General features: G+C 57.3%; 13 protein-coding genes. 10 read left to right on the forward strand and 3 right to left on the reverse strand.

Going from position 1 to position 16,455, the window contains the following annotated elements; all coding sequences use genetic code 11:
* Positions 1-48: 48 nt before the first annotated feature.
* The 3 genes from AC6I6N_RS05330 to AC6I6N_RS05340 all read left to right on the forward strand — a co-directional run bounded on the left by AC6I6N_RS05330 (position 49) and on the right by AC6I6N_RS05340 (position 2,353).
* Positions 49-813 (forward strand): AraC family transcriptional regulator, encoded by a 765-nt coding sequence (locus AC6I6N_RS05330; RefSeq protein WP_094197036.1) that lies wholly within the window; start codon positions 49-51, stop codon positions 811-813.
* 28 nt (positions 814-841) lie between these two features.
* Entirely contained in the window at positions 842-2,044 is a 1,203-nt protein-coding gene (locus tag AC6I6N_RS05335; RefSeq protein WP_230017851.1) for a benzoate/H(+) symporter BenE family transporter, read from the forward strand.
* Between the two features lie 120 nt (positions 2,045-2,164).
* Positions 2,165-2,353 carry a DUF3008 family protein gene (locus AC6I6N_RS05340; protein WP_264671755.1) on the forward strand — a complete coding sequence of 63 codons (189 nt, stop codon included), beginning with the start codon at positions 2,165-2,167 and terminating at the stop codon, positions 2,351-2,353.
* On the opposite strand, the gene AC6I6N_RS05345 is transcribed toward AC6I6N_RS05340, so the two are convergent.
* Positions 2,354-3,112: a LamB/YcsF family protein gene (locus AC6I6N_RS05345; RefSeq protein WP_230017849.1), complete on the reverse strand. Its 759-nt coding sequence runs from the start codon at positions 3,110-3,112 to the stop codon at positions 2,354-2,356.
* Entirely contained in the window at positions 3,109-4,050 is a 942-nt protein-coding gene (locus AC6I6N_RS05350) for a LysR family transcriptional regulator (RefSeq protein ID WP_094197040.1), read from the reverse strand. Before AC6I6N_RS05350 ends, AC6I6N_RS05345 begins: the two co-directional genes overlap by 4 nt.
* A gap of 143 nt (positions 4,051-4,193) precedes the next feature.
* Here AC6I6N_RS05350 and xdhA point away from each other — a divergent pair, with 143 nt between their 5' ends.
* The 7 genes from xdhA (at position 4,194) to AC6I6N_RS05385 (ending at position 13,861) form a co-directional block, all read left to right on the forward strand.
* On the forward strand, positions 4,194-5,687 hold the full coding sequence (gene xdhA, locus AC6I6N_RS05355) for a xanthine dehydrogenase small subunit (RefSeq protein ID WP_497943287.1): 1,494 nt from the start codon (positions 4,194-4,196) through the stop codon (positions 5,685-5,687).
* Positions 5,687-8,014: a xanthine dehydrogenase molybdopterin binding subunit gene (gene xdhB, locus AC6I6N_RS05360; RefSeq protein WP_497943288.1), complete on the forward strand. Its 2,328-nt coding sequence runs from the start codon at positions 5,687-5,689 to the stop codon at positions 8,012-8,014. Before xdhA ends, xdhB begins: the two co-directional genes overlap by 1 nt.
* Positions 8,011-8,979 carry a xanthine dehydrogenase accessory protein XdhC gene (gene xdhC / locus AC6I6N_RS05365; RefSeq protein WP_497943289.1) on the forward strand — a complete coding sequence of 323 codons (969 nt, stop codon included), beginning with the start codon at positions 8,011-8,013 and terminating at the stop codon, positions 8,977-8,979. The genes xdhB and xdhC overlap by 4 nt, the downstream gene beginning before the upstream one ends.
* A gap of 24 nt (positions 8,980-9,003) precedes the next feature.
* Positions 9,004-10,329: a guanine deaminase gene (gene guaD / locus AC6I6N_RS05370; protein ID WP_108727642.1), complete on the forward strand. Its 1,326-nt coding sequence runs from the start codon at positions 9,004-9,006 to the stop codon at positions 10,327-10,329.
* A 188-nt stretch (positions 10,330-10,517) separates the two neighbouring features.
* Positions 10,518-11,819, forward strand: a complete 1,302-nt coding sequence (locus AC6I6N_RS05375; protein WP_230017845.1) for a methyltransferase family protein — start codon at positions 10,518-10,520, stop codon at positions 11,817-11,819.
* A 59-nt stretch (positions 11,820-11,878) separates the two neighbouring features.
* A complete protein-coding gene (locus AC6I6N_RS05380) occupies positions 11,879-12,553 on the forward strand; it encodes a response regulator transcription factor (RefSeq protein WP_094197045.1) in 675 nt (224 codons plus the stop codon).
* Positions 12,554-12,586: 33 nt separating this feature from the next.
* Complete coding sequence (locus tag AC6I6N_RS05385; RefSeq protein WP_497943290.1) at positions 12,587-13,861, forward strand: sensor histidine kinase; 1,275 nt, start codon at positions 12,587-12,589, stop codon at positions 13,859-13,861.
* A 221-nt stretch (positions 13,862-14,082) separates the two neighbouring features.
* Here AC6I6N_RS05385 and rpoD read toward each other — a convergent pair whose 3' ends face one another.
* Entirely contained in the window at positions 14,083-16,305 is a 2,223-nt protein-coding gene (gene rpoD, locus AC6I6N_RS05390; RefSeq protein WP_094198377.1) for an RNA polymerase sigma factor RpoD, read from the reverse strand.
* Positions 16,306-16,455: the final 150 nt, after the last annotated feature.

Genomic DNA, 16,455 nt, shown 5'->3' on the forward strand with positions numbered 1-16,455 from the left:
GGCGCGAACAGGATATTATGACAACTTATACCTCAAACCAGACAAACCATGAGTTTTAGCACTAATCCTCAGGGCGGACCTGTCTTCAGCATCAAAATGGAGATGGGCAGTACGACCGAAAATCCACTGCACACCCATCCCAATGGGCAGTTGATCATGACGCAATATGGCTCCGTCACTCTGCAAACTGACCAGGGCTACTGGATGGTGCCACCGCTGTGTGCCGTCTGGGTACCTGTCGGGATTCGTCATCGCGCCCGCGCCGACGATCAGGCGCTGATTCATTTCCTGTACATACAGCCCGGCCTGGATCAATTGCCGGATCACTGCTGCACCCTGGATTTGAGCCCCATGGTGCGCGAAATGATTATTCATTTAAGCGATCTGAATGCTGACTACGAACCGGGTAGCCAAACGCACAGACTGGCCTTGGTCCTTTTGGAAACCCTGAATCAGATGCCTAGCCGCCAATTGCATGTGCCTGTGCCCGAGGACAAGGTCTTGCAAACGATTGCACAGCATATGCAGCAACAGCCTGACGCACGTCCCACGATGGCCGACTGGGCCAAAGCGCTGGCCATGAGTGAGCGCACCCTGGCCCGACATATGCTAAAACACACAGGGATGAGCTTTGGGCGCTGGCGTCAACAATTCATGATTATGCTGGCCCTGCAAAAACTGGGTTCGGGAATGTCCGTAAAGAGCACGGCCAGGGAATTGGGTTACACCTCTATCAGTGCCTTTATCAGTGTTTTCAAATCTATTTTGGGCGAAACCCCCAGCCGTTATATAAGCCAAACCTATTCTTCTTGAGCCTCTACGACCCTCACCACACGCATCCATGTCCTCCACACACCTGTCCCGCCCCGGGTCTCTGCAGCGCTTATTAAGTTGGTTCCAGATCTCTCATATGTCGGCGGGGCTGATTGCCGTGCTGGTAGGCTATACCAGCTCCGCTGCCATTGTTTTTCAGGCAGCGCAGGCGGCCGGAGCCAGCACTGCCGAGCTGGGTTCCTGGATGTGGTCTTTGGGTATTGGTTTGGGCCTGCTGTCGGCAGGTCTTTCACTACGCTACAAGATTCCGATTCTGACCGCCTGGTCCACCCCCGGCGCCGCACTGCTGGCCACCGGCCTGCTTGGCCTGCCCATGTCTCAGGCAGTGGGTATTTTCCTGTTTTCGTCTCTGCTGACCACAATTTGCGGTCTTAGCGGCAGTTTTCAAAAGCTGATGCAGTACATGCCGCGCAGTATTGCCGGCGCCATGCTAGGCGGCATCTTGCTGCGCTTTGGCCTGGATCTGTTTGGTGCCATGCAGACTCAGTGGTTGCTGTGCCTGAGCATGTTCATCGTGTTCCTGGTGGTGCGCCAGTGGTCGCCCCGCTATGCCGTGCCTCTGGCACTGGTAGCCGGTGTCACGATTGCCGCCCTGCAAGGTTTGCTGAAAATGGATATTTTGAGCTGGACGCCTGCAACGCCGGTACTGGTCTGGCCCGAGTTTTCCTGGACTGCCCTGATCGGTGTCGGCATTCCGTTTTTCATCGTGACCATGAGCTCGCAGAACATTCCAGGCGTGGCCGTGTTGAAAGCCCATAATTACGATGCCCCTAACTCCACCGTCATCAGTTGGACCGGGATTATCGGCCTGATCTTTGGCCCCTTCGGTGGCTATGCCTACAATCTGGCCGCCATTAGCGCCGCCCTGTGCATGACGCCGGAAGTGGATGCAGACCCGCGTCAGCGCTATCGTGCCAGTGTCTGGGCCGGTATTTTCTATTTTGCCGCCGGTATTTTTGGTGCCACTGTCGTCAGCCTGTTTGCAGCCTTCCCCACAGAATTGATTGCCGCCATCGCGGGTCTGGCCTTGCTGGGCACGATAGGCAACAGCATTCACATGGCATTGGAGGCTCCGGATACTCGTGACGCGGCGCTGGTCACCTTTTTGACTACCGCCTCGGGCATGAGCCTGCTCAATATCGGCAGCGCTTTCTGGGGCCTGGTTTTCGGTATGGCTATGTATCTGATTCAGAAACGAAAAGTGTCCTGAACTGGCGATTTCCCCGATCTTTGTTCAAGACGGCAAACAAGCTTCACATTTGCTTGCTTGGCCGTCCTGTTCATTTGGCACACTACAGGCGTGACCACTTTTCTCTAACGGAGGTGCTTCATGCCCGCTTTATCTCAAGCTCAACAAAAAGCCGCCGGCGCTGCTTTGTCCGCCAAACGAGGAGAGACTCCCGTATCCAGCCTGAAAGGGGCGTCGATAGAAATGTATAAAACGCTCAGTGAAGGTGAGTTGGAAGAACTGGCCAGCACCGATACCGCGCGCCGCAATCTGCCTGAGCACAAAGAGTAATCAGACCGCCAGAACGCGCACGCCGCTTTGCTCGAAGGCCTGATGCAAACGCTGCGCAAACTCGGCCGCACCGGCCTGATCCCCATGCAGACACAGGGTATCGGCCGACAAAGGCACCGTTTTACCTGACAAGCTGGTAACGGTGCCTTGCTCTATCATTTGCATGACTTGCTGCACGGACTGATCGGCGTCGGTAATCATGGCGCCAGCTTGCTGACGGGGTGTCAGACTGCCATCATCCTGATAACTGCGGTCAGCAAACACCTCTTGAGCCACCGTCAAACCCGCATCACGGCCGGCCTGCACCTGCACACTGCCTGCCAACGCATACAGAATCAGGCTGCGATCAATATCGGCTACCGCCTGGGCAATGGCTTTTGCCAATGCCGCATCGCGGGCGGCCATATTGTAGAGCGCGCCATGCGCCTTGACGTGATGCAGGGCGGCACCCTGTGTGCGGGCAACGGCAGCCAAGGCCCCCACCTGCACCACCACCATGTCATAGACCTGCTCGGGGGTAACCGCCATTACCCGCCGACCAAAGCCTGCCAGATCTGGCAGACCGGGGTGGGCACCCAGCTTCACGCCATGGCTTAGCGCCAAAGCCACCGTCTGACGCATCGTGCCAGGATCGCCGGCATGAAAGCCGCAGGCGATATTGACCGACGTCACCCACGGAATCACCTGCTCATCATGGCCCATAACCCAGGGGCCAAAGCTCTCGCCCATGTCGCAGTTCAAATCAATACTCAAGCTCATGGAGTTCCCTCTGATAATCCATCCAACCTGCCGGCGGCCTGGGCAATGCAACGCCTGAACCACAGCAGCTCTGCCGCATTATGCGTGCGCGGATGCCACAACTGGTAAAAACGCATCAATGGAAAGTGAACCGGGCAAGGCAGAACCGTAATCGGCAGAATGCGGGCATAGTACTCGGCAAACTGGCGGTTAGTGGTAAATACCATATCCGTGCGGCTCAAAATGCCAGGCACCAGTCCGAAATACGGCACTACCATCTGTACATGACGGCTGATGCCCTGCTCGGCCAAGCAGCCATCAATAAAGCCGCGCTTGTCCGTCACATGAGCTGAAGGGGCCAGATGCGGCATTTCCAGATAATGCTGCAAGGACAGGCCACGCTGCGCCAGCGGATGATGACGGCCCAGCATACAGACCACCTCGTCATCAAACAGGCGCGCCAGATGCAGCTTTTCCGGAGGCTCCAGCCAGTTGCCGATCACCACGTCCAGTTCGCCCTCCTCCAGGGCCTGCACGTAGTCCAGATCCGGGTTGATGGTATGGACCACCAAGCGGGCCTGCGGTGCCTGACGACGCACCCGCTCCGCAATATCCGGGATAAAAGCACCGTCCAGATAGTCCGGTGCCCCCAGGTTGAAAACCCGAGTAGACTGACTGGGATCCATGGGTTCCGCGCTAGCAGAAATTCGCTCGATCGCTTGCAAGGCTTCCGTAGCATGAGCCAGCAAAAAGGGACCGCGCTCGGTAGGCACCATTCCCTTTTTACCGCGCAACAAAATCGGATCGCCCGTGATTTCGCGCAAGCGCCGCAAGGCATTACTGACGGCTGGCTGGGACATGCCCAAGCGGATAGCCGTACGCGAGACGCTGTGCTCTTTGAGCAGCGACTGCAATACCCGCAGCAAATGCAGATCTAGTTGTTCTCGTAATTTTGGCATGGTCTCAATAATACAAGCGCTGGCCCGCGCCGTTGATCCGTGTAGACACTCATACGCCTATATAGTGAACATCATTCCAAGCAAATGTTCGCGTCCTAAGCAAATGCTATCTTCGATCCGTAAAAAACCAGTCGAGTGAGATCATGGAGACAAGACCAATTCGTTTTATTTATCGCGGCGAAGTACAGGAAGTGGCCCAAGCCCCGACCACGCGAACCGTTTTACAGTATATCCGTGAGGATCTGCACTGCACCGGCACCAAAGAAGGCTGTGCCGAAGGTGATTGCGGCGCCTGCACGGTCATGATTGGCGAACTGGACCAGAACAATCAACTGCAATTACGTGCCGTCAATGCCTGTATCCAGCTACTGCCTACGCTCGATGGCAAGGTGCTCTACACCATTGAAGATCTACGCCAGGACGATGGCACCTTGCACCCTGTACAGCAAGCCATGGTGGACTGGCACGGCGCCCAATGCGGCTTTTGTACGCCCGGCTTCATCATGTCGCTGTGGGGTCTGTACATGACGCACTCACCTGAAAACGGCCCGGTTTCCCGAGAACAGATCGACGATGTGCTCTCGGGCAATCTGTGCCGCTGTACCGGCTACCGCCCCATTATTGATGCGGCCAAGGCCATGCACAGCTACCCGGCAGTCAGCATGGATCGCCAATCCATTGAAGACAAGCTGCGTGCCATTCGTCAGGACGGCATGCTGGCCTATGAATATCAGGGTCAGACCTTCCACGCCCCCCGCACCCTGGACCAGTTGGCCCAATTGCGCGAGCAATATCCGCAAGCCCGCATTCTGGCTGGCAGTACCGATATAGGCCTGTGGGTGACCAAGCAATTCCGCGATCTACCGCATCTTATTTATATCGGCCAAGTCGTTGAACTGCGCGAGCTGAAAACCACCGAGGACGATCTTTACATTGGTGCAGGCGTGCTGCTGAACGACGCTTTTGATGCCCTGATCAAAGACCACCCCGAATTGACGGAACTGCGCCAGCGTTTTGCCTCCTTCCCTATTCGCAACGCCGGTACTTTGGGCGGTAACGTGGCCAACGGTTCGCCTATTGGTGACTCCATGCCGGCCCTGATTGCCATGCGCACTCGTGTCGTGCTGCGCAAAGGTGGGCTTGAGCGCGTCATGCCTTTGGAAGACCTGTATCTGGCCTATCAGAAAACCGCCATGGAACCGGGCGAGTTTGTACAAGGCCTGCTGGTCCCACGCCACAAGGGCCAATGGCAATTTCGCACCTACAAGCTGTCCAAGCGGTTCGACCAGGACATTTCTGCCGTGTGCGCCGCCTTTGCGGTGGAGCTGGATGGCAAAATCGTCAAACAGGCCCGCATCGCCTTTGGTGGCATGGCCGCCACTCCAAAACGTGCCAGCCACGCCGAGCAGGTGCTACAAGGCCAGGAATGGAACGAGGAAAACGTACAGGCTGCCATGCAGGCACTCCAGCAGGACTACCAGGCCCTGAGCGACATGCGTGCCAGCAGTGAATACCGCAACCAAAGTGCGGCCAATTTGCTGTACCGCTTCTTCCTGGAAACCCACCCTGAACACACTTTGAGTCCCGCCCAGTTGAATGTCTTTCACCGAGCTCAAGCCAGCCTGGAGACTTTGTGATGAAAATTGACAGTATCGACCACCTGAACACCGCCACGGCGCAACGCGTCGGCGTGTCCTTTTTGCACGAATCGGCAGACTTGCACGTGAGCGGCACCGCCACGTATACCGACGATTTACCCGAATTGCAGGGCACAGCCCACATTGCGCTGGGCCTGTCGGAGAAAGCCCATGCCCGTTTGCTGGAAGTGGATCTGGAAGCCGTCCGTCAGGCACCCGGCGTCATTGCGGTCCTGACGGTTTCCGACATTCCCGCCGCGAATAATTGCGGCCCGATTCTGCATGACGACCCGATTCTGGCCGATGGCGTGGTGCATTACTTTGGTCAGCCCATTTTTGCGGTGATCGCCAAATCCCACGACCAGGCACGCCGTGCCGCGCGCCTGGGCAAGATCAGCTATGAAGAGCTGCCTGCCATCCTGACACCACAAGAAGCCAAGGCCGCCAACGCCGGGGTTCTGCCCTTGATGAGCCTGAAACAAGGCGACGCCAAGAAAGCGCTGGAATCGGCACCGCACCGTCTGCAAGGCACATTCCAGTGCAATGGTCAGGAACAGTTTTATCTGGAAGGTCAGATTTCCTACGCTGTGCCCAAGGAATACGGTGCCGTGCATATCTGGTGCTCCACGCAGCACCCTTCGGAAATGCAGCAGTTGGTTGCCCACTGCCTGGGCGTTGGCGCACACAAGGTTCACGTGGAATGCCGTCGCATGGGCGGCGGTTTCGGCGGCAAGGAATCCCAATCGGCCCTGTACGCCTGCGTGGCCAGTGTGGCCGCCGTCAAGTTACAACGCCCCATCAAGCTGCGTCTGGATCGCGACGACGACTTCATGATTACCGGCAAGCGTCACGGTTTCTACTACGAATACGATATTGGCTACGACGACGAAGGCCGCCTGCTGGGCGCCCGTCTGGACATGACCGCCAACTCGGGTTTTTCTGCCGACTTGTCCGGCCCGGTGGCAACCCGTGCCATCTGTCACTTTGACAATGCCTACTACCTGTCTGATGTAGACATGAGCGCGCTGTGCGGTCGCACCAATACCCAATCCAACACGGCCTTCCGAGGCTTTGGTGGCCCGCAAGGGGCTTTGGTGATGGAAGTGGCACTGGACACCATTGCCCGCCGTCTGGGCAGAGATCCACTGGATGTGCGCCGCATTAACTTCTACGGCAAAGAAGACCGCAATGTGACGCCGTACGATCAAACCGTGGTCGATAACATCATTCACGAACTGGTGGCCGAGCTGGAAGAGACCAGTGAATACCGGCAGCGCCGTGAACACATTCGTCAGTTCAATGCCAGCAGCCCAGTTCTGAAAAAGGGGCTGGCACTGACGCCGGTGAAATTCGGTATTTCCTTTAACGTGCCCGCCTTTAACCAGGCCGGTGCTCTGGTTCACGTCTATCGTGACGGCACCGTCCTGGTAAACCACGGTGGCACGGAAATGGGCCAGGGCCTGAACACCAAGGTGGCCCAGGTGGTTGCCCATGAGCTGGGCCTGAATCTGGAGCATATCCGGGTCACGGCCACCGATACCACCAAAGTAGCCAATACATCGGCCACCGCCGCCTCTACCGGGACCGACTTGAACGGTAAAGCCGCTCAGGATGCGGCCTACCAGATTCGCCAGCGCCTGACGACAGTGGCGGCCCAGCTGTTCTCGGTTGAAGAATCCAACGTGAAGTTCGAGCGCGGTCAGGTCCAGATCGGTGACCAGACCATGCCCTTCTTCCAACTGGTTGAGCACGCCTATCAGGCCCGTGTCCAGCTATGGTCCGATGGTTTTTATGCCACCCCTGGCCTGCACTGGGACTCTAAAGTCATGAAGGGTAACCCCTTCTACTATTTTTCCTATGGTGCTGCCGTCGCTGAAGTGCTGATCGACACCCTGACCGGAGAATCCCGTCTTTTGCGTGCCGACGTGCTGCACGATGTCGGCAAATCCATCAATCCGGCCCTGGATATTGGCCAGGTTGAGGGCGCCTTTATTCAAGGCATGGGCTGGCTGACGACGGAAGAGCTAGTATGGAACGCCCAAGGCAAGCTCACCACGCATGCGCCGTCAACCTACAAGATCCCGGCCATCAGCGACTGCCCCGTAGACTTCCGCGTCAATCTGTTCGATGGCCACAACGCCATGGATTCGATTCACCGCTCCAAAGCCGTGGGCGAGCCGCCCTTGCTGCTGCCCTTTTGCGTGTTCAACGCAATCCGCGATGCGGTCGCCAGCGTAGGAAACTACCAGATCGAGCCCGAGCTGAACGCTCCCGCCACTGCCGAAGCCGTCATGCGGGCGGTTGCGGCGATTCGAAAAGCGAAATGAGTAGCTGGCCCTCTCTTGCCCTCGCCCGTGTAAAAGCGGGTGAGCGGCTGGTTTTGTGCTCGGTGGCCTTGGCAAAAGGCTCCACCCCGCGCACCACGGGTACGGCCATGCTGTTCAGCCAAACTGAGCAGTGGCTGACCATTGGTGGCGGACACCTGGAATGGGTGGCGGCGGAGCAGGCACGCGTCATGCTCAGCCAGCCCGGCGGCCCCGGCTGGAGCATGAGCCGCCTGCCACTGGGCCCCAGTCTGGGCCAGTGTTGCGGCGGGGTGGTCACCCTGCTGTACGAAACCCTGGGTGAGGAAGACTTGGGCTGGCTGGAAGCGCTGGACAGCGCCGTGCGGGCCGGTCAGGCGACCAGCCGCCGTTCGCAATTGCTCTTGGACGGCAACAAGCAGGTTGATATCCAAAGCCCTTCGATTGTGGATGAATCCCGGCTGGACTACGACGGCACGCAAGGCGTCTGGATGGAAGACCTGCCGCCCCCACCATTGACCATCCTGCTATTTGGGGCTGGTCACGTGGGAGAGGCGCTGGTGCAGATTCTGGGCACGCTGCCATGCCGGGTTCTGTGGATTGACGAGCGCCCCGAGCTGTTTCCCGATCAGGTGCCCAGCAATGTCAGCCTGGAAATTACCGACATCCCCGATGCCCTGATTGAACAAGCACCAAGCAATAGCTATTTTCTGGTAATGACGCATAATCACGGCCTTGATTTGGCGCTGTGCCAAAAGATCTTGCGCCGCCCCGATACCGCCTATGTCGGCCTGATCGGTTCCATGACCAAACGCCGTCAATTCGAGCGCCGCCTGCAACAGCGCGGTATGCCCGAATCCCGTATTCAGGAACTGATCTGCCCCATTGGCGTGCCAGATATCAAGGGCAAGGCCCCTTCGATTATTGCCGTGGCTGTCGCCGCCGAATTGCTGGCCCACGCCTATGAAATGGGCCAGCTCAGTCGCTGATGCGACCTCGACTTCTAGGACACTATGACTACCTCTTTACACTCCGCCTGCGCCTACCGTGCCCAACTGCTGTACTTTGTTGCAGACCCCGCCACACTGGAAGATCCTTCCGAAGCCGTGCGCTACCACAGTGATGGTCTGTTGCTGGTCAACGAGCAAGGCCAGATTCAGGCCTGTGGCGACTGGGCCGAACTGTCGCGCAGCCTGCCTGCCGGTACAAAAACCGTGGATCTGAGCGGGAAAATCATCATGCCGGGCATGATCGATACCCACCTGCACTTCCCGCAAACCGACATTATTGCCTCCCCTGCCAGCGGCCTGCTGCCTTGGCTGGAAACATATACCTTCCCGACTGAGGGCCGTTTTGGCGATAGCGACCATGCCCGCGAAGTAGCTGGCGTGTTTCTGGACGAATTGCTGCGCAACGGCACGACCACCGCCCTGGTCTACGGCAGTGTGCACCGTCAATCCGTGGATGCCTTCTTTGAAGAAAGCCACGAGCGCAATCTGCGCATGATTGCGGGCAAAGTCATGATGGACCGCAACTGCCCGGACTATCTGCAAGATACCGCCGAGTCGGGCGCACGCGACTCGGAAGACCTGATCAAGCGCTGGCACGGCAAGGGCCGCCAATTGTACGCATTGACCCCCCGTTTTGCCCCTACCTCCACCCCGGAACAATTGGCCGCTTGTGGTGAACTGGCCCGCGCCTATCCCGATGTCTTTCTGCAAACCCACGTGGCGGAGAACAAGGACGAAATCAAATGGGTGAGCGAGCTGTTCCCCAAGAACCGCAGCTATCTGGACGTATATGACAGCTTTGGCCTGCTGCGCCCCCGTGCTATTTACGGCCACAGCATCTGGCTGGATGAGCAAGACCGCGCCCGCATGCACGATACCGGCAGTATCGCGGCCCACTGCCCCACGTCCAATCTGTTCCTGGCCTCCGGCCTGTTCGACTTCCAGTCCATTCGCCACAGCAAGGTGCTGCACACCCTGGCCACCGACGTGGGCGGCGGTACGTCCTTCTCCATGCTGCGCACCATGAACGAAGCACACAAGGTAGCCCGTCTGAACAATTACCACCTGACCGCCGCATCCATGTTCTATATGGCCACCGAAGGCGCTGCCCACGCGCTGGACATGCAAGGCCAAATCGGTACGCTGGCTCCGGGTGCCGAGGCCGATTTTATTGTGATGGATCCCAAGGCAACGCCCTTGATGGCGCGCCGCAGCACCATGCTGAACTCGCTGGAAGAGCAACTGTTCGTACTGGCCCTGCTGGGTGACGATCGTTGCATTCAAGCCAGCTACAGCGCAGGCCGCTGTGTGCATCAGCGCGATCACTAAAACAGACCAAAAAACGCATGCCCGGCTTCTATCCTCCCCCATGACTGAAGCCGGGAACGAGTTTTCTTCCTTATCGGCCCGCCAAAGCACATTACGATTTCACGCGGATTTTACGCTGCCAACGATACATTGAGCCCGTCAGCAGAGAACCAGTTCCGGTTCCCTCGAATTCTTGGCGAGATTTCTTTATGTCCGGCACATCTATTCAGGTGCAGCGCAACGCTTTGTTCTACCTGTTAACCCAGGTTCTGGGGGTCACTTTCTTGTTTCTCTGGTTGGCCAGCCTGACTCAGGACTGGTCACCGCTTAACCCCTTGCTGGCTATCAGCCATCAGCCCGGCCATATGGCCCATGAAATGAAAGAGGCGCAAGGCTTGTTGACCGGCCTGATTGCCGCCGCCGGACTGTCATTTGCCGCTTGGAAACTGTTGCGTTTGCGTGGACAGGATGCCGTGGCAGGCAAGCGCATCATGCTGCTCGGCACCGCCCTGTTCCTGGCCGTTCCCTTGCTGATGCTGATGTTGCAGCGCTCTGCCTCCTCCTACGGACTGCCGTCCATGTACCTGTCGATACCCGAAATCAAACCCTTGCTGGGTGTGGGGGCAGTCGTAGCGGTGGGAGCCGGTCTACTGCATTTGTACTTTGCAGGCTGGGCCTTGAACCAGTCCCGCCTGCGCTGGGGTGGCCTGTTGGCAGGCCTGCTGTGCGCGTTCTTGCTGGGCTTGCTGGAAACCGACCAAGAACGTCTCGATCTGCCGCAGGTCTTTGCCTCGCTGGCCATTGTCTGGTTGTTAGGCAGCTTGGCCTTCTATCCGCTGATTGTGAACCCCAAACGCTGGTCTGCTTCCCATAGCAAGCGCGCCACCGTCGCACAGGCCTGGGAACATCTGGCCAGCATTCAGGTACAACGTCGTCGAACCTTGGGGGTGTTTGGTGGCCTGATGGTCGTGATTCTGCCTTTCTTTGCCCCCACCTGGGCCAGCGATTCGCTGGTCTTTCAATTCACCCGCATGGCCGGTCTAGGTCTGGTGCTGATTGCCGTCCTGGGCCGTTGCTGGTGTATGTTGTACCTGGGTGGGCACAAAGGCTCCAGTCTGATCAGCCAAGGCCCCTACTCCATCAGCCGCAACCCGCTGTATCTGTTCTCACTTTGTGCTGTCACCGGCATGGGCGCACTATCTGGCAGCCTGCTGCTTGGTCCCGTGTTGGCACTATTTGTCTACGCCGTCTTCAATAATGTGATCGACGAAGAGCAGGTTTTGCTGCAAAAGGTTTTTGGCCAGGATTATCAGGACTACTGCCAGCGCGTCCCTCGTCTGGCCCCACGCCTGAGCCTGTGGAACAGCCCAGATGAGCTGCGTGTGTCCCTGACAGGTTTGGCCCGTACCCTGCGCGACGCCTTGCCCTACTTCCTGATCTGGCCCGTCTTTGCCCTGGCTCAGTGCTTGCAGATAAATGGCTGGGTACCCGTACTTCTGCGTCTACCCTGATTGCCCCCAAGTGCAGTAAGCTGAACAAGAACTGTCCCAACCCTGTGGAACAAGCTGTCATGCGTGTCCTGATTGTTGAAAACGATACCACCATTGCCGAAAATCTTTATACCTATCTGGAGCTGAAAGGCTTTGCGGTCGATGCCGCCTACGACGGCAATGGTGCGCTGACACTGCTGCAAGAACAGGATTTTGATGCGCTGGTGCTGGATCTGGGCCTGCCCGGTCTGGATGGCTTCGGTGTCCTCCAGGCCCTGCGCCAATCCAAACAAACGCCCATCCCCACGTTAGTCCTGACGGCTCGCAGCCAGCTCGAAAGCAAACTCACCGCCTTTGACCTGGGAGCCGACGACTATCTGATCAAACCCTTTGCTCTGGCCGAAGTCGAGGCGCGGCTACGCGCCCTGATGCGTCGTGGCCCACCACAAGTACAGCACGGTTCGCTACATTGGGGCAGTCTGGAATACAACCTGGATACGGCGCTGGTCAGTGTGGATGGACAAGAGCTGCACCTGAGCTTCAAAGCCCGCCAGTTGCTGGAAGCCTTGTTACGCGACCCGCAAGCCATTCTGACTCGCCGCTCTCTGGAAAAAACACTGTGGCCTCAGGGTGCGCCTTCACCCGAGGCCTTGCGCAGCCAAATCCATCTCTTGCGCCGTGCTCTTTCCGAAGCAGGTGCAGGTACCGTCGAAACCTTGCCTGGTATGGGCTGGCGCTTGCAACAGGAGAGTTAAGAGATGGCCAAAGCGCCACGCCGAAGCCGCTTCATGAGCACCCTCACCCAGCGCGTGTCCTGGGCCCTGACCCTGATTGCCGCCTTGTTGGTCATCATCATGGGTGGGCTGGCCTATGTGGCCTTTGCACGCATGGAAGACGAGATGGTCAATGCCATGCTGATCTCCTACGCCCGCAACCCTAGCCTCTTGCCCGATAGCGCCTACAACCGTAGCGAAGCCTTGGGGGCAGAACTGGACAGCTACTGGTTCCTGCCAGGCCAAACCCTGGACAACCTACCTGAATTTGCCCGCGTCCCCAGACCGGGGATTTACGAGTTCCATATAGGCAGCGATACCTGGCACGTACTGCGCCAGGATAAAGAGCAAGGGCAACTGTATCTGGTGTATCGCGCCACCCCTCACGAAGACCGGGTGCGCGAGTTTGGTCTGATTCTGCTCCTGATCGGTTCTGCCACGATTTTGCTGGTGTTTTTGCTCGGACGCCGGGTCGCTCGCCACGCCGTGGCTCCCATGCTGACCCTGTCCCGTCACCTGGAAAACTGGGCACCTGGGCGCTCCGGCCTGCCCGAGCACCAGGACGATGAGGCTGGACGTCTGATCCGGGCCTTTAATCGCATGCAGGAGCAGGTTGAAGAACTGCTGACTCATGAACGCGAGTTCGCCGCTAATCTGGGCCATGAACTCCGTACAGGGCTCACCGCCATACGCAGCGATTGCGAGCTTTTGTTGCTGCAACTGCCCGAAGGCCCACAACAACAGCGTCTACAGCGCATGATGGCGCAAGCCGATGCGGTCACCGCCAGTCTGGATGCCGCCGAAAGCCTGGCCTATACCGCAGAGCGCCATGTGCGCGAGGTGGACGTTCACGAACTGGCTCAACAAACCTGGCAGGCCGTCGCCCTGCTGGATGCGAATAGCCACCAAGTACGCTGGAGCAACTTGGTGCCCGACACCTTGCTCTACACCCTGGACCCCTATGCCCTGTCCATGCTGCTGCGCATCCTGATGCGCAACGCCATCGACCATGCCGCACCCTGCAAACTACAACTGAGCTGGATTGCGCCCTCCGTCCTGGCTTTGCAAGATGACGGCCCCGGCATCGCCACGCAAGATCAAATTCTGATTTTTGAGCGCCATTTCAGCCAAGGCAAGCAACTGCCCACAGGACTGCGTACAGAGGGCCACAGAGGCATCGGACTGGCACTGGCCCGCCAACTGGCGCTGGCTCAAGGCTGGAGCTTGAGCGTACAAGGTGGACCGAACGGCAAAGGCTGCGTATTCAAGCTGGATCTGGATCCGTCCTGATATCTTGATGCCCTGAAACCGCGATCTTATTTGCGCTAACAGCGTCGCCAAGAGCAACAAAAACCCATTGCAACAGGCAAACCCAAAGAACAAGTCAGCTTGTATCGACAGCAGCGTCCACTCCTTGAAAAGACATTTCAAAAGGCAGGTCTCTGAGCACAAAAAAACCCGGCCTGAAAAGGCCGGGTTTTTTATTTTGCCTAAGCAAACAAGCTAAAGACTTACTGGCTTTCCAGAAAGCTCTTCAACTTATCAGCACGGCTAGGATGACGCAACTTGCGCAAAGCCTTGGCCTCTATTTGACGAATACGCTCACGCGTGACATCAAACTGCTTGCCCACCTCTTCCAGAGTCTGGTCGGTGCTCATCTCGATACCAAAACGCATGCGCAGCACTTTAGCTTCGCGTGGCGTCAGGGAATCCAGGACATCTTTCACCACGTCGCGCATGGAACCGTGCAAAGCCGAATCCGATGGCGAAACAGTGTTGTTGTCCTCGATGAAATCGCCCAAGTGGGAATCGTCATCGTCACCGATAGGCGTTTCCATGGAGATGGGCTCTTTAGCGATTTTCAGGATCTTGCGAACCTTGTCCTCGGGCATGTCCATCTTCTGGGCCAGGGTTGCGGGATCGGGTTCAACGCCGGTTTCCTGCAAGATCTGACGATTGATACGATTCATCTTGTTGATCGTTTCGATCATGTGAACCGGAATACGAATCGTGCGGGCCTGGTCAGCAATCGAACGCGTAATGGCCTGACGAATCCACCACGTTGCATAGGTGGAGAATTTGTAGCCACGACGGTATTCAAACTTGTCCACCGCCTTCATCAAACCGATATTGCCTTCCTGAATCAGATCCAGGAACTGCAAACCACGGTTGGTGTACTTCTTGGCAATCGAGATCACCAGACGCAAGTTGGCCTCGGTCATTTCGCGCTTGGCTTTACGAGCCTTGGCTTCACCGGTGGTCATGCGTTTGTTGACTTCTTTGAGATCCTTCAAAGGCAGAACAACGCTGGTTTGCAGGTCGATCAGCTTTTGCTGAACTTCCTGAATGGCAGGGATATGGCGTTCCAGAATGGCGCTGTAAGCGTGGTTGCCAGCAACCTCTTGCACCACCCAATCCAGATTGGTTTCGTTGCCTGGGAAAGCCTTGATGAAATGCGCACGTGGCATATCAGCACGATCCACACAGATGTTCAGGATTTCGCGTTCGTGCTGACGCACAATCGCAACCTGCTCACGCATGGTGTCGGCCAGCTTTTCCACCATCTTGGCGGTAAAGCGAATGCCCATGAATTCGTTCAGGATGGTTTCCTGTGCCTGCACGTAACCGGGGCTCTTGTAGCCATCGGTCTCGAAAGACACGCGCATCTTGTCAAACCATTCGCCAATGATGTCGAATTTCTTGAGCGACTTATTGCGCAGGTATTCAATCTGCTTGCTGCTCATGCCGCCGGCTGGACCTTCGTCCTCATCGTCAGCGCTCACGCCGGAACCGGCGTATTCCTCGCCATCATCGTCCACTAGGCCGTCAACCACTTCGTCGATCTGCATGACGCCTTCACGCACACGCTGAACATAGGCCAGAATTTCGTTAACCGTGGTTGGGCAGGCGGCAATCGCCATCACCATGTGCTTCAGACCATCTTCGATACGCTTGGCGATTTCAATTTCACCTTCGCGAGTCAGCAGTTCCACCGAGCCCATTTCGCGCATATACATACGCACAGGGTCAGTCGTGCGACCGAAGTCGGAATCCACCGTGGTCAACGCAGCCTCAGCTTCGTCCTCAACATCGTCGTCGCTGGATGCCATGGGCGCGTTATCGCTCATGAGCAAGGTATCAGCGTCGGGAGCCTGGTCGTAAACCGAAATACCCATGTCACTGAAGGTGCCGATAATGCCATCAATGGCTTCGACATCCACCAGATCATCGGGCAGGTGGTCATTGATTTCACTGTAGGTCAGGTAACCGCGATCCTTACCCAGCTTGATCAGGGCTTTGAGGCGGTTGCGACGGGCTTCCTGTTCTTCAGGGCTCAGTTGGCCACGTACCCCAAAAACGTCTTTTTCGGCTTTGGCGCGCTTGGCACCACGCTTGGCCACCGGCTTGAGATCAGGAATGACCTCTTCTTCGCCCATTTCGTCGTCATCGACAAAATCGATACCGTCGTTATTGGCATTTTTTGCAGGACGTCCACGGCGACCGCCGGTAGCGGCTTTAGCCGCTGTTTTCTTGGCAGCCGCTTTTTTAGCTACCGTTTTTTTAGCAGCCGCCTTTTTAGCTGCCTTTTTGGCAGGCGCTGCGCCTGGCTCTCCACTTTCGTGAAGCTCATCGAGCTCTACCGAGCTTGATGCCCCTGATTTTGCTGTCGCGGCCAAGGTTTTCTTAGCAGACCGAGAGACCGTCGTCGAGGTTTTACCAGTCGTTTGAGTCATATTTTCTTCCATAGACGCCATTTACCCCTGTGGCACTAAATGTGTAGCCACCGAGTCGTACAGGCAAAAGAGCCTGATGATGAGCGTGTTCACAACCGGCTTGCGCCTGGGCGTGTTGCGCGAGCGAACCCTAAGTCATTTAATCCCTGG

It is taken from the genome of Alcaligenes sp. LTN-3 (assembly GCF_059735605.1).